Raw genomic sequence first — 17985 nt, forward strand, 5'->3', positions numbered from 1 at the left:
CGCGGTGCGCAATTGGTATGGGCGTTCAGGGATCAATCGCGTGGTGAGGCTTCGGTTCGACATCGTGTCCGGTCGTAAGGTCGGTACGGTCGCTGCGCGGCGGGAAGAGGAAGTCCCGAGGCTGGCCGAGGATGTGTCGTAGGGTCATCCACACGAGGGTGCGCCCTTGGGCGAAGGTGATCCGGCGCGCGCGCATTGCCACGTACAGGGTAAGGGAGAAACTGACGCCCAGATTTGTGAGGCCGATCAGGGCGATGCCGCAGGCGGCGAGGGCGGCAGCCTGCCACCCCAGTGCGAAATCGAGGCCTGCGCCGGCAAACCCGACATAGGCAGAAGAGAAGGCGATGTGGCGGATGTCGAGAGGGAGGCCGAACAGTACGCCCACTGCGGTGACGCCACCGAGCAGGAAACCGAAGAAGAAGTTGCCTGCGAGCGCGCCGAGGTTGTTTTCGACGTAGCGGGCGATGCTTTCCATGCGGTGTGCGCCAAGGAGGCGACGCGGCCAGCGCAACTGCAGGAGACGCTCGGGAATGCGCGCATAGGCGCAAAGGTTGTCGTGATAGCCGGCAATGAGACCGGAGAGGAAGAGGCAGACGCCGGCAACTGCGGCGAAGAATACTGCGCCCCCGGCCGGGTCGATCTCGTCCAGCAGCACTAGCGCCTTGTCCGGCGGCACGAAATGGGCGCCAGTGGTGGCGTGAACGATCAGTGCGATCGCCATCGCGGCCGGGATCGCTACGCCGACGTTGCCGACAATCGCTGCGAGCTGGCTGCGCACGGTGCGGGCAATCAGTTCGACCAGGTTGTCGAGATTGCGGCTCTTACCTTGAGTCTCGCCAATCGATGCCGCGATCGCGTTGGCCGTCATGGCCGGCTGCTTCGTGGCCACGGTGCCGCCGATAATGTGGATGATGACGAAGCCGATGCCGTAGTTGAGGCAGAAACTCACAGCGGACGTGAGCGGCGCGTGGCCGAACGTTGCAAGGACGAGCTTGAAGGCGGCCATGCAGGCGATGATCAGTCCGCCCAATGCAGCGGAATGCAGTATCCCGAAGTACTCGCGGCGGGTGGTCGTGATGTAGCGCTCGCCGGTCTTGCCCGCGCTCTCGGTCATGCGCAGCGAAAGCAGTTCCACGTTCTTGCCGAGATAGTCGGAGAGGCGGTGCTTGCGGCATTCCGAGCTGACAAGCTCCTTGAACAGATCGACGATCTCGGGGGCTACGTCCGCGAGCATGCGGCGTTGCCGCAGCCCTGCTAGCAGGCGCAGCAGGCGGCCGATGCGTCGGAGGTGTTGGTGCAGGCGTTCGAGCTTGAAAGTCAGGGTGAGGCTGGTGCCGAGCTTGGCTGCGCGCCGGCGTATGCGCACCAGGGCTTCCTCGCACTGGTCGAGCATGACCTGGACGTGCCGTTCGTCCTCCACGAGCGTCGTCGGCGTTTCCCACCACTGAGCGTAATTGCGGATGTAGGCGACCAGTTCGGCGTTCTGTGCGAGAAAGGCCGATTCGTGTTCTTCGAGTTCGGGGTCAATACGGATGAACTCGGGGTCCAGCCCGATCGCGCTGGCGTGATAGGAGAGCACGCGGAGGGCCTCGAGGATCTCCGCGATCGCTTCGGGCAAGGCGCGGCTGTCGGCCTCCGACGCCGGCGCTTCGTCCCCGAGGACGGTGCAGATCAGCTCGCACCACAGTTCATCGGAGATAGCGTTGACCCACACTTCGTCGTCGTTGCGCCAGAACAGGACGGCGAGCACGTCCTTCATGTACGCGGTGTCGAGGTAGTCGGGCAGCAGCCGTCCGGTGAGGCGTCGCGCCGTTTCGGAAAAGAATCCGGTCGAGGGTAGCAAGCCGGACGAAGCGTAGAGCGACACCTGCTTGCGTTCGTGGAACAGCCTGCGGAACGCCGAGTTCAGGCGTCGACGCAGGTCCGGACGCGCCTTGAGCGTATCGATGAGCTGCCGTAGCCGGGATTCCGCGCCCGCGGCGTCGCTGGCCCTGGGCGGGCGCAACTGGCCGATGAGGGTCTTCCATTGTGCGAGTTCGTCGCTGTCGGGGTCGTCCAGGCGTTCCAGCAGTCGATCCATCCGGTCTCCATTCGTGTCGCAGCGGCGATCCAATGTTGCGGTGCGCAAAAATCGCGTGAGCCTGGCATCTTAACAGACCGCTAAAATGCGAATCCTTTACCGCGAGTAACATCCCATGCCGCTCCTTTCCGTCGACAACGCTTGCCTTGCCTTTGGTCACGTCGATCTGCTCGACCGCGCCGAGTTTCAGCTCGATGCCGGGGAAAGGGTTGCGCTGATCGGTCGCAACGGTTCGGGTAAGTCCAGTCTGTTGAAGGCCTTGGCGGGCCAAGCGACGCTGGATGACGGCACGGTGTGGCGCCAGTCGGGCCTCAAGGTCGCCTATGTGCCGCAGGAAGCTGACTTCCCCCTCGATCGCGACGTGTTCGCGACGATCGCGGACGGACTGGGCGAGGCGGCGCGCCTGCTCGTCGAATATCACGATGCAATGCATGCCGTGGCGGAATCCGCGAGCGCAGAGGCCTTGGCGCGGCTTGACGCCCTGCAGCACGAAGTGGATGCGGCCGACGCGTGGCGATTGAACCAGCGCGTCGACGAGATCATCGTCCGCCTCGCGCTTCCGGGCGATGCGCTGGTGTCCAGCCTTTCGGGGGGTGGGGTCAAGCGGGTGGCGTTGGCACGGGCGTTGGTTTTCGAGCCGGAACTGTTGTTGTTCGACGAACCGACCAACCATCTTGATCTCGACGGCATCGTCTGGCTCGAATCGCTGATCCGGGAGTTCCGTGGCGCGGTCGTCGTGATCACCCACGACCGGGTGTTCCTCGATAACGTTGCAACGCGCATCATCGAGCTCGATCGCGGGAAGCTGAGCAGCTACCCGGGCAAGTTCGGCGACTACCAGCGGCGCAAGGTCGAGGAGCTGGAGGCCGAGGCGAAAGCCAGTGCGCGCTTCGACAAGGTCCTGGCGCAGGAGGAGGTATGGATACGCAAGGGGGTCGAGGCGCGCCGCACCCGCAATGAAGGGCGCGTGCGACGGCTCGAGGCGTTGCGGCGCGACCGCGCTGCCCGGCGCGACCGTCTGGGGAACGTCAAGCTGGCGGTCGACAAGGGCGAGCAGAGCGGCCAGATGGTCGCGGAACTGACCGACGTCACCAAGCGTTTCGGCGAGCGCGTGGTGGTGCGCGATTTTTCGACGCGCATCGTGCGTGGCGACCGCGTCGGCCTGATCGGCCCGAACGGGGCGGGGAAGACCACGCTGCTCAAGCTCATCCTCGGCGAGATCGCTCCGGATTCGGGTACCGTGCGCCGCGGCACGCGCCAGACGGTCGCCTATTTCGACCAGCTGCGCGCCCAGCTCGACCCGGAACTGCCGCTGACCGAGGTGATCAGCCCGGGATCGGACTTCGTCGAGATCGGGGGCGAGCGCAAGCATGTGATCGGTTACCTCGGCGATTTCCTGTTTGCACCGCAGCGCGCGCGCTCGCCGGTGAAGTCGCTCTCGGGGGGGGAACGCAACCGGCTGCTCCTCGCGCGGCTGTTCGCACGACCTGCGAACGTGCTGGTGCTGGACGAGCCGACCAACGACCTCGATATCGAGACGCTCGACCTGCTCGAGGAGCTGCTGGCGGACTACGACGGCACGCTCTTCCTCGTGAGCCACGATCGGGCATTTCTCGACAACGTCGTGACCCAGGTGATCGCAGCCGAGGGCGACGGGCGCTGGGGTGAGTACGCCGGTGGTTATGCCGACTGGCAACGGGTGAAGCAGGCCGCAGCGGAGCGCGCGGCCGAAGAGACGAAGGCGGCTGCCCCGAAACCGGTTGCACCGGCCGCGTCCAAGCCGGCGGCCGCGAAAGACGGGAAGTTGTCGTTCAACGAAAAGCGCGAGCTGGAGACCTTGCCTGACCGCATCGCCGCATTCGAGGCAGAGCAGGCGGCATTGCACGCAAGGATGGCCGACCCGGCGCTGTATCAGCAGGCGCCGCAGGAGGTGGCGCGCATCAAGGAGCGCCTGGAGGTGCTCGATACGGAAATCGAAAATGCGCTGGTGCGCTGGGAAGCGCTGGAGAGTCGCGCCGGCTGAGGTCGGCGCTTACAGGGCAAGGCCGCTGACGTTGTTGAGCCATGCTGCGGCCCCGGCGGCGGAGGCGAAGAAGACGGCGACGTGATACACCGACCACCAGCGATAGCGGGAAGCGAGCCGGTCCGGGGGGAGGTCGGAAATGAGGAACAGCGCCTTCGATGCGGGTTTGCGCACGACGTGCGATTCCGGCGCGGAGAGGATCTCGTCGCGCAGTTTCGTCACTTCGCGGCGAGCCTGGCTTCGCGCCAGTTCCCATTCGCGGAGATCGATTTCGCCGTTGCGGTCGAGATCGAAGCGTTCGAGCAGACGTGTGCGGTCCGACTTCCAGTGATCCAGCAGCTCGCGCGTCTGTCGCCCGATGTCGAAATCGGGGGCGACGCTGCCGAGCGTGGCGAAATCGCCGAGCACGTAAATGCGGTCCTGGTTGATCAGGCACCACTGCGTGTGTCGCGTGTCGCCCTGCGTGTAGGTCTCCTTGCGGCTGACCATCATGTCGGCGCCTTCGGGATCCACGGCGCATACGCCGCTGCCGTCGTCGAGCAGGAAGGACGTGTCGCTCTCGTCCGTGGAAACGTGGCGCCATTTGCCGTCGCTCTGCCGGCGCGATGTCTCCACGCGATACCAGAGCACGGGGAGCCCGTTCACCGGCGACAGTAGCGGCGTTCCGTCGAGGGGGCGGCCGCGGCCGGTCAGCTCGACGTAGCCCTGGGCCGCGGATGCGATGCGCGAGGTCGGGGTGTCGGAAATCGCGCGCGTCGTCCTGAGCGAGCGCAGCCAGCCGGCGAGTCCGCTGACGGCGAGAACACCGATGCCGAATGCCCACCCCTTGCCGGGTGCCGTCTTGAGCATTATCGCGACGGTGATGAATTGCAGCGTCGGCAGCGTGACGTGCGCGATGTCGCGGCGCAGACGGGTCAGCATACTGCGGGCGGCCGTCCGCTCAGGTGCTGAACAGCGTCTTCAGGTCGACGTCCGACTTTTCGCCACTCGCGAATTCGAGCAGGGGCTTGGGTTCGAACTGGAACATGCGGGCGACGAAGACGTCGGGGAATTGCTCGATGCGGACATTGAGCAGATTGACCGATTCGTTGTACCACTCGCGACGGTCGGCGATGCCGTTCTCGAGCGCCGTGATGCGCGTCTGCAACTGCATGAAGTGCTCGTTGGCACGCAGTTCGGGGTAGGCTTCGGCGACGGCGAAGATCTGCCCCAAGCCGGTCCGCAGCATCCCTTCCGCCTTGCCGAGGGCGGCAACGTCCTGGTGTTCGCGTGCACTGGCAACGCGCGCGCGCGCTTCGGTGACCCGCTGCAGCGTTTCCTGCTCGAACTGCTTGTACTGCTTGCAGACTTCGACGAGTTTGGGCAATTCGTCATGTCGTTGCTTCAGCAGTACGTCAATGTTCGCCCATGCCTTGGCGATGTTGTGCTTGAGCCCGACGAGGCCGTTATAAACGACGATCGCATACAGCAGGGCGATGACCAATGCGCCCAGGGTAATGGCAGCGGACATGCTCATAGTTATGTCTCCCCTTGTTGCCGCAGCATGATATACGCAATTTGCGGCAAGCCGGCGGTGTGGCCGTACGCGCGCGCCTCAGGTCGCCGGCGGGAAGAAGCGGTGGAGTTCTTCGGCCGGGGCCCCAAGGCGCGTGAGCAGTTGTTCCGGGCTCATGCGGACGAGCTTGCCCACCTCCGCGATGTCATCGGGCAGGGCATCGTTGTCCCAGCCCGTCTGCAGGTGCCGCGCAAGGTCTGCCGCCAGCTGGACGTTGCGCACCCGCGGATTGTCCGCCTGGTCCGCATCCATCAGGCAGATGAGCAGTTCGGGCAGGTTCCAGGCGCGCACCAGCGCTTCCTGTATCTCCTGCGCCGTGGCGCCGAAGACGGTGCGTTGCGCCTCGCTGCGCCGCAACCAGCGGTTTGCGCGCTGCATCTCGAATACCCGCAGGGTCATCGCAGGCGCGAAGGTCCAGCACATGATCTCGACGGCGTCGGTCAGCAGCGCCGCCACGGTGATCTCGTCGACATCCAGATCATGGCGGAGAATGGCCCAGTCGCGCGCGAAATGCGCCGCTCGCCGTGCACGGCCGATGGACTTGAGCACGCCGACCAGTGCCTGCGGATGCTTGGCCAGGCGTTCCTCCAACGTGCTCATGCCGGAAAAGGTTTCGAAGAACGGCGTCAGCCCCATCATCATGACCGCCCGCTCGACGGTCGTGATGTCGTGATTCTGCCTCGCGCCGCGTCGGGCCTGCAGCGTCGTCAGCAGCTTCATCGTCATCAAAGGATCCGCGAGCACGGCGGCCGCTACGTGCCTGGCGCCGGTCGAGTCGTGCGCCGCGAGAGCTTCGAATTCCCTGACAGTGCGGCGCAGCACGGGCACATCCTGTGCCGATACGAATTCGACATAGGCGTCGACCGATGCGAGCGGAGTGTCGATGAAGGCCATGAGGGTCGGGACCAAGCTGATGTCGGAATTATCGGCAGCGGATCGGGCGAAATGAAGAGCGGATGCCATTTGCCGGGGTAGCGTGCGGCTATTTGGCTATAATCGGCGCAAAAAGCGCGGCACGGTGTCGCGTCCCGACCAGAGAGGAGTAGAGCGCAAGTGAATACACCCTTCAAGGCTTTTCTGATCGATCAGGACGAAAACAAGAAGATCGTCAGCGGGCTGACGACTCTCGACGTGGCGAATCTGGATGCAGGCGAGGTCCTGATCCGGGTCCATTACTCCAGCATTAACTACAAGGATGCCCTCGCCGCGACCGGCGCGGGCAAGATCATCCGCCGCTTTCCGTGCGTCGGCGGCATCGACATGAGCGGCGACGTCGTCGAGAGCACCGATGCGCGCTTCAAGCCCGGCGACAAGGTCATTGCCACCAGTTTCGATATCGGCGTCGCGCATCACGGCGGCTATGCGGAGTACGCCCGCGTACCGGCTGGCTGGGTCGTGCCCCTGCCGCAGGGGCTGGACCTGTTCGAGTCGATGGCGCTGGGTACTGCCGGGTTTACGGCGGCGCTGGGCGTCGTGCGCATGGAGGACAACGGCCTCGCGCCGGCCAACGGGCCGGTCATCGTGACCGGCGCCACGGGCGGCGTTGGCGGCCTTGCGATCGACATGCTTGCGCGGCTCGGCTACCACGTGGTCGCGCTCACCGGGAAGGAAGTCGAAAGCGACTACCTGAAGATGCTCGGCGCGGCGGAGGTGAAACTGCGCAGCACGATCGACTTCGACAAGGTGCGTCCGCTCGAGGCGGCCCAGTGGGCCGGCGCGGTCGATAACGTCGGCGGTCAGATCCTGCACTGGGTGCTGGCGACGATGAAGCAGGCCGGCACCGTCGCGAGCATCGGCAATGCGGCGAGTTTCAACCTGAATACGACGGTGTTCCCCTTCATCCTGCGCGGCGTGAGCCTGCTCGGCATCGACTCGGGCTACATCGGCTTTCCGATCCGTCAGCGCGTGTGGGATCGTCTCGCGACCGACCTCAAGCCGCGCCAACTTGCGGCCGTGACGCGCACCATCACGCTCGACGAGTTGCCGGACGCCTTCGACGCGTATATCAAGGGCGCGATCAAGGGGCGTACAGTCGTGCGGATCGGCGCCTGAAGCGGCAAGGGAGATTCCGGCCATGAGCGAACAGGAAAATCAGCCGCTACCCAAGGTGCTGATCGTCGACGACTCGCGCATGGTGCGGGCCTCCCTCGTCAAACTCATCCGCGGGCGCTTCGAATTCCGCGAGGAGGCCGACGGCGAAGCCGGCTGGCAGGCATTGCTCGTCGACCCGTCGATCCAACTCGTCCTCAGCGACATCGGGATGCCCCAGCTCGACGGTTATGGGCTGCTCCAGCGCATCCGGGCCTCCAAAGTGTCGCGTATCCAGGAGCTCCCGGTGATCGTCATTTCCGGCGAGGAAGACGATGCCGTGCGCGAACGCGCCCGCCAGCTGGGGGCCAACGATTTCATCACCAAGGGCATCGGTGCGACGGAGCTTCTGGCGCGTCTCGACTCGCTGACGCGTCTTGCCCAGACACGGCGCGAACTGGAAGAGAGCAGGGCCGCACTGGCCAAGCAGAGCCCGGTCGACCCCGTGTCGGGACTCGTCACCGAGTCGTACATGAACTGGCGCGGCGAACAGGAGCTGGCGCTGGCCCGCAGGCATCACGCCGACCTCAGCGCGATGCTCGTCGAGATCGATCGCTACGACCAACTGATCACGACCTACGGCGCCCATGTTGCCCAGCTCGTCGGGCGCAAGCTGTCGGGCATCCTGGCGACGCGGGTGCGCAAGGAGGATACAGTCACCCAGATCGCGCCCTCGCAGTTCGTCGTGCTATCGCCCAGTACCGATCTCGCGGGCATCTGCGCATTCGCGCTGCGCATGCAGCAGGCGATGGAAAAGTTGGTGATGACCTACCGCGAGGATCGCATCCGCATCAGCGTGACGATAGGCGTCGCAAGCTCGTCGGTGGACGAAGCGCAGAGCGTCAGCGAGCTGATCGGCATGGCCGTGAAACGGGCCCAGGCGGGACGGCAGGCCGGTGGAAACCGCGTGGTAGGCGACCAGGGCGAAGTCACCCAGGACGCGGTCGATCGACTGCTCAGGCAGGTCGTAAGCATCGACCAGCTGCTCGGCCAGATCCGCGCGGGAGGCGGTGCCGAACTCGACGCGCAGCTGCCGGCGGCGGTCGCCGCGCTGATGCCACTGCTGCAGCTGATCGAGGCCCGACTCGGCTGCGGGATTCCGCTGGACCGCCTTAGTAACTACAATTCCGCCTCTGGGACTGGCGCGCAAGGCACGCAGAAGGCCTGAGCCGCTATCCCCGGGAACAATAACAACAAAGCAGTGAAAGGTGGCGCCGCTGTCCCTTGGAGGAAAGGGGCCGGCGGCGCCGGATTGCGTATCTAAAGCAAGAAATGCAGGGATTAAAGTAGGGAGAGGAAGCTTATGACTACGTACAAGGAGTTTCACCGCCGTTCCATCGAAAAGCGTGACGAGTTCTGGGCCGAGCAGGCCGGGCTCATCGACTGGAACAAGCCCGCAGAGCAGATCTGCGACTTTTCCAATCCGCCGTTCGTGAAGTGGTACAAGGGGGGGGAAACCAACCTTTGCTTCAATGCTGTAGACCGCCACGCCGCGAAGCGTCCGAACGATCGCGCGCTGGTCTACATTTCAACGGAAACCGACGAAGAGAAGGTCTATTCGTTCGCCGAACTGCAGCGCGAAGTCGAGCGCATGGCGGCGATCTACCAGGACCTCGGCGTCAAGAAGGGCGATCGCGTCCTGATCTACATGCCGATGATCGCCGAGGCGGCCTTCGCGATGCTCGCGTGCGCGCGCATCGGCGCGATCCACTCGGTGGTGTTCGGCGGCTTTGCCGCCGGTTCGCTGGCAACCCGCATCGACGACGCCAAGCCGGTGCTGATGGTGAGCTCCGACGCCGGCATGCGCAACGGCAAGCCGGTGCCGTACAAGCACCTCGTCGATGAGGCCTGCAAACTGGCCGAGTTCCCGCCGCAGAAGGTCCTGATCGTCGATCGTGGCCTGGACAAGGGCTTCCCGAAGGTCGCCGGCCGCGATGTCGACTACGGCGAACTGCGCGCCAAGCACATGGATGCCAAGGTTCCGGTGACCTGGCTAGAATCGTCCGAGCCGAGCTACATCCTCTACACGTCCGGTACGACCGGCAAGCCGAAGGGCGTGCAGCGTGACACCGGCGGCTACGCCGTGGCGCTGGCCGCGTCGATGAAGCACATCTTCACCGGCGATGCGGGCGAGACGATGTTCTCGACCTCCGACATCGGCTGGGTCGTCGGCCACAGCTACATCATCTACGGCCCGCTGCTCGCCGGCATGGCCACGATCATGTACGAAGGCACGCCGCTGCGCCCGGATGCAGGCATCTGGTGGCAGATCGTCGAGAAATACAAGGTCACGGTGATGTTCTCGGCGCCGACCGCCGTGCGTGTGCTGAAGAAGCAGGATCCGGCCTTCCTCAAGAAGTACGACCTGTCCTCGCTCAAGCACCTGTTCCTCGCCGGTGAGCCGCTCGACGAGACCACGCACAAGTGGATCATGGACGAACTGGGCATTCCGGTCATCGACAACTACTGGCAGACCGAGACCGGCTGGCCGATGCTCTCGGCGATCCGCGGCATCGAGAAGACGCCGATCAAGTACGGCTCGCCGAGCTTCCCGGTATATGGCTACGACCTGCGCATTTTCCGTGAAGACGGGACCGAGTGCGGGGCCGATGAGAAGGGCATCGTCGGTGTCGTGCCGCCGCTGCCGCCAGGTTGCCTGTCGACCGTGTGGGGGCAGGATGACCGTTTCGTCAGCACCTACTTCACGTTGTTCAAGGATCCGGTGATCTTCTCGTCGTCCGACTGGGGCATCAAGGACGCCGACGGCTATCACACCATCCTCGGGCGCATGGACGACGTGATCAACGTCGCCGGCCATCGTCTCGGCACCCGCGAGATCGAGGAAGCGATCCAGGCCCATTCGGCGATCGCCGAAGTCGCGGTCGTCGGTGTGGCCGACCAGCTCAAGGGGCAGATGCCGATGGCCTTTGCGGTGGTCAAGGACGCTTCGCGTGTCGATAGTGCCGAGAAGCGTGCCGTGCTCGAGAAGGAGGTCATGAAGACCGTCGACAACCTCCTCGGTGCGATCGCCCGTCCGGCCCGCGTGCATTTCATCTCCGGTCTGCCGAAGACGCGTTCCGGCAAGATGCTGCGCCGCTCCATCCAGGCGCTGGCGGAAGGCCGTGATGCCGGCGACCTGACGACGATCGACGATCCGAGCACGCTGGATCAGATCAAGGTCGCGCTGGCTGGTTGAGTCAGGGCTTCGGGAGGAAAAACGCGCCGTGAGGCGCGTTTTTTTGCAGCTAGGCGAGAAAATCTTCCCTGACGGCTGGTGCCACCTCACAGAACCTCAGGTGGAGCGTCCCTCTTGGGCCACTCCCTCGTAGGCGGCTTCGATCTCGTCGTGAATCGTTCGCCACATCGGTTTCAGCAGGAAGCGCATGCCCTTGATGATGCCTTGAACGTCCATCATCGACGGAATACGGATACCTCGATGTTCGACAGGTCCGCCGATCTGGCGGACATCGACACCCAACTTCGCAAAATGCGAGGCCAGTCGAGGTTCGGTCAGGATGAAGAGCGTTTCGATTCCGGCGCGCTCGGCAAGTGCGATTGCCCCCAGGTACAGGCCGATGGGAATGTACGGGAAGCGGGGGTGGACGGTCGTGCCGAAGTCCTCGGCATGGATCGGAGCGTCGGCCAATGACTCGCCGCGTCGGCGCCTATAGCTCGAGCGCACGGCCAGCCGGGAGACCTCGGCGATCCGCTCGCGGGGCAGCCGGGCCGGGTCAACGATCGAGCGGTCGAGCGTTGCGGCGCAGGTGCGCTCGAAGGGCAGGGGGTAATCCGGATCGTCAGTCCTTGTCAGTACTACGCGGGTACACCCGACCGGTCTTACGGGCTCCGAACTCGTGCGCAACAGGCAATGCACGCTGTGCGCATCGTATTCGTCGGTTTCACGTCGATCTGGGCGTACCGGCTCGAAGCCTAGTTCCTCGCAATACACTTCGTGCCGAATCCGGTACACGGAGTCGCGCAGCGCGTCGTCGGTTGCCGGATGGATCTCGAAGTACTTCCTGAATCCGTGGCCGAGATTGAATCGGTCGAACAGGAGCAACGCAGTCTCCTTGTCGGGGAGGGTGATGGGTCGGGCGCCAGGCCTGTAGGGATTCGCTTGTTCAACCCGCCCCGGGGGCCTTCGGTGCAGCGATTCTTCGTGCCTAATCATAGTCCATCTTCACGTTTCCCGGTGTGTACCAAATTCCGCGCGGGAAGACTCAGTACGCAAGTTGCGTCGCGGTTTCTCTCGCGGGCCGAATTCTCTATGATGGATTCGGGGAGCGATCAGGGGGTATGGTGAATACATTATTCGATTACGACGCTGCGTTTGCCCGCAACCTCGGTTGGGTGACCGCGGAGGAGCAGGCAGCGCTGCGCGGAAAGCGCATCGCCATTGCGGGGATGGGGGGCGTTGGTGGCGTGCACTTGCTGACGCTCGCGCGCCTTGGGATCGGTGCCTTCAATATCGCCGATTTCGACACTTTTGATCTTGTCAATTTCAATCGTCAGGCGGGGGCGATGATGTCTTCGGTTGGGCGCCCCAAGGTGGACGTCCTGGGCGAGATGGCGCTCGACATCAACCCGGAAATCGCTTTGCATCGCTTCCCAACAGGCCTTTCGGACGCGAACCTCGACGAATTCCTGAAGGATGTCGATCTTTACGTCGACGGCCTCGATTTCTTCTCGTTCGGCATTCGCCGCGCAACTTTCGCTGCCTGCCACCGCCTCGGTATTCCGGCTGTGACCGCGGCGCCGCTCGGGATGGGAACGGCCGTGCTTGTCTTCCTGCCGGGGCAGATGAGTTTCGAGGAATATTTCTGTCTCGAAGGCTGCGATGAGGAGGAAATGTCGATCCGCTTTCTACTGGGCTTGTCGCCGGGCATGCTCCAGCGTTCATATCTTGCGGACCCGACGCGCGTCAATTTACGCGAGCGGCGGGGACCCTCGACGATCATCGCTTGCCAGCTTTGCGCGGGAGTGACGGCGGCCGAGTCGCTGAAGATTCTTCTGGGCCGGGGCAAGGTGCTCGCTGCACCGTGGGGCTACCAGTTCGACGCGTACCGGAACCGGATGGTCCGCACTTGGCGCCCGGGTGGCAATCGGAACCCCCTTCAACGCCTGGGGCTGTGGATTGGACGCAGGCAGTTGCGGCGGATGCGCGAGCAGGGGGCGCAGCGTGGCTGAACGGGGCATCTTGTTCAAGATCCTTGACCTCGCGCGTTGGGCTCCGAGCGGGGACAACACGCAGCCGTGGCGCTTCGAAGTCGTCTCGGGCGACCACATCGTGGTATACGGCTTCGACACGCGCGATTGGTGCCTGTATGACTTCGACGGTCGGCCTAGCTACATGGCACATGGCGCGTTGCTTGAAACTTTACGCATCGCGGCAACGGGTTTCGGCCTCGATGCGCGCTGGGCCATTCGTGCCGGATGCACCGCCACGGCGCCGGTCTACGACGTCACAGTGCACGAGGCACCCGGGTTGGCTGCCGATCCGTTGCTGTCGCACATCGAGACACGAGTTGTCCAGCGCCGCCCGATGCATACCACGCCGCTCAGCGCAGCGCAGCGCGAGCGACTGGTTGCTGCAACCGGCCCCGGCTTTCAGGTGCAGTTCTTCGAGTCGTTCGCCGAACGGTTCGAAGTGGCGAAGCTGCTGTGGGGCAGCGCTCACGTCCGCTTGACCTGCCCGGAAGCTTACGCCGTGCACAAAGAGATCATCGAGTGGGGAGCCCGCTTCAGCAAGGATCGCATCCCCGAGGAGGCCGTCGGCGTCGATCCGATGACGGCAAGGTTGATGCGATGGGTGATGCAGAGCTGGGCGCGGGTAGAGTTCTTCAATCGCTACCTTTTGGGAACGGTCGCCCCTCGCATCCAGCTCGACTTCATTCCGGCAATGGCATGTGCGGCCCACGTGTTGCTTCGTCCGCGGAGGCCGCTGACTACGCACGGCGACTGCGTTGAAGCCGGGGTTGCGATGCAGAGGCTCTGGCTGACCGTTGCGGCGCTCGGCTTGTACCTTCAGCCACAGATGACGCCGGTGATTTTCCGCTGGTATGCCCAAGCGGCTCGCCCGCTATCCGCCAAGCCTGGAATTGATGACGCGGTGCGGCTGCTTGCCAGCCGCTTCGATGCGCTGACTGGCAGTGGAGCGACGGATCCGTTCGCCTTCTTCTGTCGAGTGGGGAATGCGAGCCAACCTGTCTCGCGCTCGATCCGGCGGAGCCTCGACGAGCTCATGACGAAGCCGTGACTGCGACCGGCAGGATCTCGCCGCTTCCCCCGCAATGTGCGGGAACGCGACCGGCGCCCTATTCCTGCCCGCGCAACTCGAGCCTGCGGGCTTTCACTCTAGGGGGCATCCTGAATGCGCAAGATCGGAGTGTCGCAAATCCTCATCTTTCTGATTCTTGTCGCCGGTGCCGCCGCCGGTGCCGTCCTCGCCACATCGACGCTGGCCGGCAAGCTGCCGCTGGGTGATTTTCGTGGGGTCGTGCTGTGCGGCATCTTCGTGATCACGTTCTATGTGTTGGCGATTGTCGCGTATCGGCTTTTCCTCTCTGTGATGCCGCTGCGCGAGGGGGACATCGCACCGGGGTCGCGCGACGAGTTCACCTACAACGTGTATGTGCTGTTCTTTCTGCTGCTGTTCTATCCGATCACCCGCAACCATGTTCTTCCGGTGCCGCTCATGCGTGTCATCTATCTGGCTCTAGGCGCTCGGTTGGGCAAGGATACGTACAGTGCGGGTGTAATCCTCGATCCCATCCTTACCGAGGTCGGCTCGAATACGATCATCGGGCACGATGCGGTGCTCTTCTCGCATGCCATGGAAGGGGAGCGCCTGGCTCACGCGAAAATTCGCATCGGCTCCAAGGTTACCGTCGGAGCGAAGTCGATTGTGATGTCGGGTGTGACCATCGAAGACGGCGCGATCATTGCTGCCGGTTCCGTCGTCACAAAGGGTATCCATGTCCATGCCGGCGAGGTGTGGGGGGGTAACCCGGCGCGTCGCCTCCGGTGAAGGATCGGCGGCGTTCATCGGCTGCGACCGTATTGCCCGAAGGACCGCGCGCGCTCCTGATTTTCGTGTCGGATTCTTTTACAGTGAATCGGTGCGTTCGTGAGCGTTATTTCTAAGCAGTTGATGTAAAAGAAAAAAAAGATCTGGCGTGGAATTTGCTCCTATTTGGGCGTCGGGCGTTGAATCGCCCCTGTGCCGAATCGGCAACCCCTCAAAAGGAGTCTCGCCATGACCAAAAAACTTCCGCACCGCATCCGTTCCAGCGCGATTGCGGCAGGCCTTGCCCTGGCTCTGGGGTGGGGGATGCCCGCCTTCGCTGCCGATCCGATCCAGTTCGATGCAGATGGGACCGACGCCAACGCGAACACGCAGACCTACGGCTCGTTCGACTGGGCAGTATCGTCCGGCTTGATCGACCAAGGCATTCCCACCACGGGTTCGTCATTCAATCTGTATACCCACGCGGTGCTGGACGGCTTCACTGACACGGGTGGTGACTCCGTCCCCGATCCGGCGAACATGAATGGGACGTGGGAGATCACCGCGATCGCGGGCTTCGCGGAAACTGCGACGCTTGCGGGAGCGCCGACGATCGTTCAGGTCAGCGACGGCGGAACGCCTCTTGATCAAACCGATGACGTCTACCAGTTCACGAGCACGATCAACCTGAACCTGGATACGACCGGCACCACGAACTTCTTCGCCGTCTATTACGACGATGTGATTGGCGACGGGACGAAGGCCAGCTCGCTCACCGGTCTCGGCTTCGACGACGGAACGCTGATCCTGTCAGGGACCGTTTCGCAGTTCACGAGCGCCGGCACCTTCACGTCGAACTGGTTCTTCGTCGATACAAACGGCAACGGGCTCTACGACGCAGGTGAGGAAGCTGCGATCGATCCCGCCACCGGCGATCCGGTCAACGCCGGCCGCCTGCTCGACCAGAGCGCGAACGGTGACGATTGGGCAGGGCAACTGACCGCCTACGGTGAAGGTTCGACCTCGATCGAAGTGGATGTCACGTTCCAGGATTCCAACTTCTTCAAGTCGCTGATCACCGCGCTTTCGCAGGATCTGTTCTTCACGACCCGCAACAACCTCCCCGTCGATGACACGAACCCGTCGAAGTCCTTCGACACTGACCTCGGTGGTGGCGCGCTGACTCTGGCAGGTGGTGGGATCAGTCTGGGCACGATCAACTGCGTCAATGGTCCGGATTGCATTCTCGAAACCGACGCGAGCAACTCGTTCCAGACCACCGTGCCCGAGCCGTCGAGCCTCGCGCTGCTGGGCCTGACGCTCGTGATGCTCGGCATCGGCCGTGTGTCGTCGCGGAGAAGGACCGTATGAGGATGATCTGAGCCCCGCAGGCGGGGTGTTTCTGAAAGACGTATCCAGGGTGGCTCGAGGGCGCTGATGTTGTACCCAATCAGCATCGCTCGAGCCCTTGTACTCACAAGGGGATGCTGTCATGAAACTTCAAAGGATCTTGGGTTCTGGCGCGATCGCGCTGGTTCCTCTGTTCGTAGCGATGGGCGATGCGGGGGCCGCAAGCCTAATCCTTTTCGACCCGGACGGTGATGGATCGAATCAGCCACAAACGGTGAGTGCCTTCGACTGGGGCAACGGGAATGCCTTGGTTACCGCGCCTGCCGGCGGAGCTCCTGCGATTCCGCTTGGTGTAGCCAATACGAAGTCCGTCCAGACCTATGTTCACGGAGCCCTTAGCGGCCTGCTGAATCCCGGTGGTGATCCCTATCCGGATCCGACCGGCTTCAATTCGACGTTTGAACTGACCTATATCGCGGGCTCGGGCGAGACGGTGACGACCAATGCGAGCGGTTCGGTAGCGACCTTCGCATTCGACGGAACTTCCCAGAGCAACTTCTTTTATCTGTACTACGACGATCTGACTGACGGTTCGGGTAGCAAGGGCGCGTCGCTAAGCGGCCTCGGCTATGGCGACGGAAGGCAGATTCTGCGCGGCGTAGTGGTCGAGATCGTCGGCAACTTCGGAGTCGATGGCTCGGTAGGCCTGCTCGACCAGTTCGGTACCGACAACTGGGCTGGTACGCAGACGGTGAGGGGGCAGGGGTCGCAAAGCATCGCAGTGATGGTGCAGTTCGCAGATCCCGAATTTTTCAAGAGCGGGGTTGAGCCAGGCACGATACTGAATTTTACGACCCAGCAAAACGTACCGTATCTGGAAACCAATCCTTCGCAGAATTTCGAGACGGATTCGGGCGTCGATGCCGCAGTAGTTGGCGCGATCAACGGTGCGTCCGGGCCTGAGATGCTGCTTCAGACCGATGCGAGCAACAACTTCGCATTCATTCCGACGGCTCAGGCATGTCGGGTGACCGGCGGTGGGAACGATACTTCCGGGATCAACGTAGCCGAAGGTGGATGGGACGGAACCTTTGCTGTCGACTCCCTGAAGCCGTCGGTGCTGTTGAAGCCGAAAGGCAAGGCCGCCAAGTCGAGCACCGTGACCAATTACTATGACTATTCATTCGGCGGGCAGGCGGGTGCGAATACGGCCTTGCCACCGCAGCCGAAAGGCCAATGGGAGCACAACAACCACAGCAGCCCGAGTGGTCTGAGCTTCGCGTTCCATGGTGGACGGAACGCTCCGGCGGGCACACAGATCGATGAGATCCGTTGTACCGATGAGGGGTGGTGCGAACAGGCACGCCCGGCGCCGAACAAGCAGATCGACTTCGTTGGCGTGGGTACCTTCAGCAATATCAGCAACAACACCTTCACCGCGAGCGACGGAGTGATTTTCGACGGGATCGATGAGGTTATCCCCGAGCCGAAGGGGCAACGCCCGAATCAAGCGGTGCCGACTTATCACTGGTTCCAGGTGCACATCGAGGATCTGGGGGAGGGGGGTAGCGAGAACCCGAACACGCCGGTTCCTGGGGCAAACTGCCCGCCGGCCGGATCCGGTAACAACCCGTTCGCGGATCCGCCGGTGACCGACAACATTGCCGACTGCGGTTGCGCAGACTTCTACCGGATCACCATCTACAAGGGCGTGCAACCCGCAGTGGATGCCGACGGGAAGGTCATCCTCGACGCCAATGGCGATGTGCCGGGACTCAACAAGACCGACAAGATCTACGAGGTATATGGCTACATCGATGGTGGCAACTTCCAGATCCACCCGCTGACCGGCTTTGACCTGAAGTAACCCGCGTCTGCTGGCA

General features: G+C 63.3%; 14 protein-coding genes. 9 read left to right on the forward strand and 5 right to left on the reverse strand.

Going from position 1 to position 17985, the window contains the following annotated elements; translation table 11 throughout:
* Positions 1-25: 25 nt before the first annotated feature.
* Positions 26-2080 (reverse strand): site-specific recombinase, encoded by a 2055-nt coding sequence (locus GPA27_RS05335; RefSeq protein ID WP_169138320.1) that lies wholly within the window; start codon positions 2078-2080, stop codon positions 26-28.
* Between the two features lie 115 nt (positions 2081-2195).
* Here GPA27_RS05335 and GPA27_RS05340 point away from each other — a divergent pair, with 115 nt between their 5' ends.
* A complete protein-coding gene (locus tag GPA27_RS05340) occupies positions 2196-4103 on the forward strand; it encodes an ATP-binding cassette domain-containing protein (RefSeq protein ID WP_169138322.1) in 1908 nt (635 codons plus the stop codon).
* Positions 4104-4112: 9 nt separating this feature from the next.
* On the opposite strand, the gene GPA27_RS05345 is transcribed toward GPA27_RS05340, so the two are convergent.
* The 3 genes from GPA27_RS05345 to GPA27_RS05355 form a co-directional block, all read right to left on the reverse strand.
* Entirely contained in the window at positions 4113-5024 is a 912-nt protein-coding gene (locus tag GPA27_RS05345) for a hypothetical protein (RefSeq protein ID WP_169138324.1), read from the reverse strand.
* A 19-nt stretch (positions 5025-5043) separates the two neighbouring features.
* A complete protein-coding gene (locus tag GPA27_RS05350) occupies positions 5044-5619 on the reverse strand; it encodes a LemA family protein (RefSeq protein WP_169138326.1) in 576 nt (191 codons plus the stop codon).
* 78 nt (positions 5620-5697) lie between these two features.
* On the reverse strand, positions 5698-6552 hold the full coding sequence (locus GPA27_RS05355) for an HDOD domain-containing protein (protein WP_169138328.1): 855 nt from the start codon (positions 6550-6552) through the stop codon (positions 5698-5700).
* 159 nt (positions 6553-6711) lie between these two features.
* On the opposite strand from GPA27_RS05355, the gene GPA27_RS05360 reads away from it, so the two are divergent.
* The 3 genes from GPA27_RS05360 (at position 6712) to GPA27_RS05370 (ending at position 10942) form a co-directional block, all read left to right on the forward strand.
* Complete coding sequence (locus GPA27_RS05360) at positions 6712-7710, forward strand: oxidoreductase (protein WP_169138330.1); 999 nt, start codon at positions 6712-6714, stop codon at positions 7708-7710.
* 22 nt (positions 7711-7732) lie between these two features.
* On the forward strand, positions 7733-8914 hold the full coding sequence (locus GPA27_RS05365) for a GGDEF domain-containing response regulator (RefSeq protein WP_169138332.1): 1182 nt from the start codon (positions 7733-7735) through the stop codon (positions 8912-8914).
* A gap of 135 nt (positions 8915-9049) precedes the next feature.
* A complete protein-coding gene (locus tag GPA27_RS05370) occupies positions 9050-10942 on the forward strand; it encodes a propionate--CoA ligase (protein ID WP_169138334.1) in 1893 nt (630 codons plus the stop codon).
* A gap of 96 nt (positions 10943-11038) precedes the next feature.
* Here GPA27_RS05370 and GPA27_RS05375 read toward each other — a convergent pair whose 3' ends face one another.
* A complete protein-coding gene (locus tag GPA27_RS05375; protein WP_169138336.1) occupies positions 11039-11806 on the reverse strand; it encodes a PEP-CTERM/exosortase system-associated acyltransferase in 768 nt (255 codons plus the stop codon).
* 236 nt (positions 11807-12042) lie between these two features.
* Between GPA27_RS05375 and GPA27_RS05380 the strand changes: the two genes are divergently transcribed.
* The 5 genes from GPA27_RS05380 (at position 12043) to GPA27_RS05400 (ending at position 17969) form a co-directional block, all read left to right on the forward strand.
* Positions 12043-12933 carry a ThiF family adenylyltransferase gene (locus GPA27_RS05380; RefSeq protein WP_211164842.1) on the forward strand — a complete coding sequence of 297 codons (891 nt, stop codon included), beginning with the start codon at positions 12043-12045 and terminating at the stop codon, positions 12931-12933.
* 10 nt (positions 12934-12943) lie between these two features.
* Positions 12944-14002 (forward strand): nitroreductase family protein, encoded by a 1059-nt coding sequence (locus tag GPA27_RS05385; protein ID WP_246260951.1) that lies wholly within the window; start codon positions 12944-12946, stop codon positions 14000-14002.
* 114 nt (positions 14003-14116) lie between these two features.
* Entirely contained in the window at positions 14117-14773 is a 657-nt protein-coding gene (locus tag GPA27_RS05390) for an acyltransferase (protein ID WP_169138340.1), read from the forward strand.
* A 228-nt stretch (positions 14774-15001) separates the two neighbouring features.
* Entirely contained in the window at positions 15002-16123 is a 1122-nt protein-coding gene (locus GPA27_RS05395; protein WP_256222789.1) for a PEP-CTERM sorting domain-containing protein, read from the forward strand.
* Between the two features lie 121 nt (positions 16124-16244).
* Positions 16245-17969 (forward strand): hypothetical protein, encoded by a 1725-nt coding sequence (locus GPA27_RS05400; protein ID WP_169138344.1) that lies wholly within the window; start codon positions 16245-16247, stop codon positions 17967-17969.
* Positions 17970-17985 lie beyond the last annotated feature (16 nt).

It is taken from the genome of Aromatoleum toluolicum, from assembly GCF_012911005.2.
Classification (GTDB): domain Bacteria; phylum Pseudomonadota; class Gammaproteobacteria; order Burkholderiales; family Rhodocyclaceae; genus Aromatoleum; species Aromatoleum toluolicum.

Bases quoted from the DNA above. Each gene is read 5' to 3' on its own strand.
- GPA27_RS05335 (WP_169138320.1), bottom strand. From the start codon at position 2,080: ATGGATCGACTGCTGGAACGCCTGGACGACCCCGACAGCGACGAACTC.
- GPA27_RS05340 (WP_169138322.1), top strand. From the start codon at position 2,196: ATGCCGCTCCTTTCCGTCGACAACGCTTGCCTTGCCTTTGGTCACGTC.
- GPA27_RS05345 (WP_169138324.1), bottom strand. From the start codon at position 5,024: ATGCTGACCCGTCTGCGCCGCGACATCGCGCACGTCACGCTGCCGACG.
- GPA27_RS05350 (WP_169138326.1), bottom strand. From the start codon at position 5,619: ATGAGCATGTCCGCTGCCATTACCCTGGGCGCATTGGTCATCGCCCTG.
- GPA27_RS05355 (WP_169138328.1), bottom strand. From the start codon at position 6,552: ATGGCCTTCATCGACACTCCGCTCGCATCGGTCGACGCCTATGTCGAA.
- GPA27_RS05365 (WP_169138332.1), top strand. From the start codon at position 7,733: ATGAGCGAACAGGAAAATCAGCCGCTACCCAAGGTGCTGATCGTCGAC.
- GPA27_RS05370 (WP_169138334.1), top strand. From the start codon at position 9,050: ATGACTACGTACAAGGAGTTTCACCGCCGTTCCATCGAAAAGCGTGAC.
- GPA27_RS05380 (WP_211164842.1), top strand. From the start codon at position 12,043: ATGGTGAATACATTATTCGATTACGACGCTGCGTTTGCCCGCAACCTC.
- GPA27_RS05390 (WP_169138340.1), top strand. From the start codon at position 14,117: ATGCGCAAGATCGGAGTGTCGCAAATCCTCATCTTTCTGATTCTTGTC.
- GPA27_RS05395 (WP_256222789.1), top strand. From the start codon at position 15,002: ATGACCAAAAAACTTCCGCACCGCATCCGTTCCAGCGCGATTGCGGCA.
- GPA27_RS05400 (WP_169138344.1), top strand. From the start codon at position 16,245: ATGAAACTTCAAAGGATCTTGGGTTCTGGCGCGATCGCGCTGGTTCCT.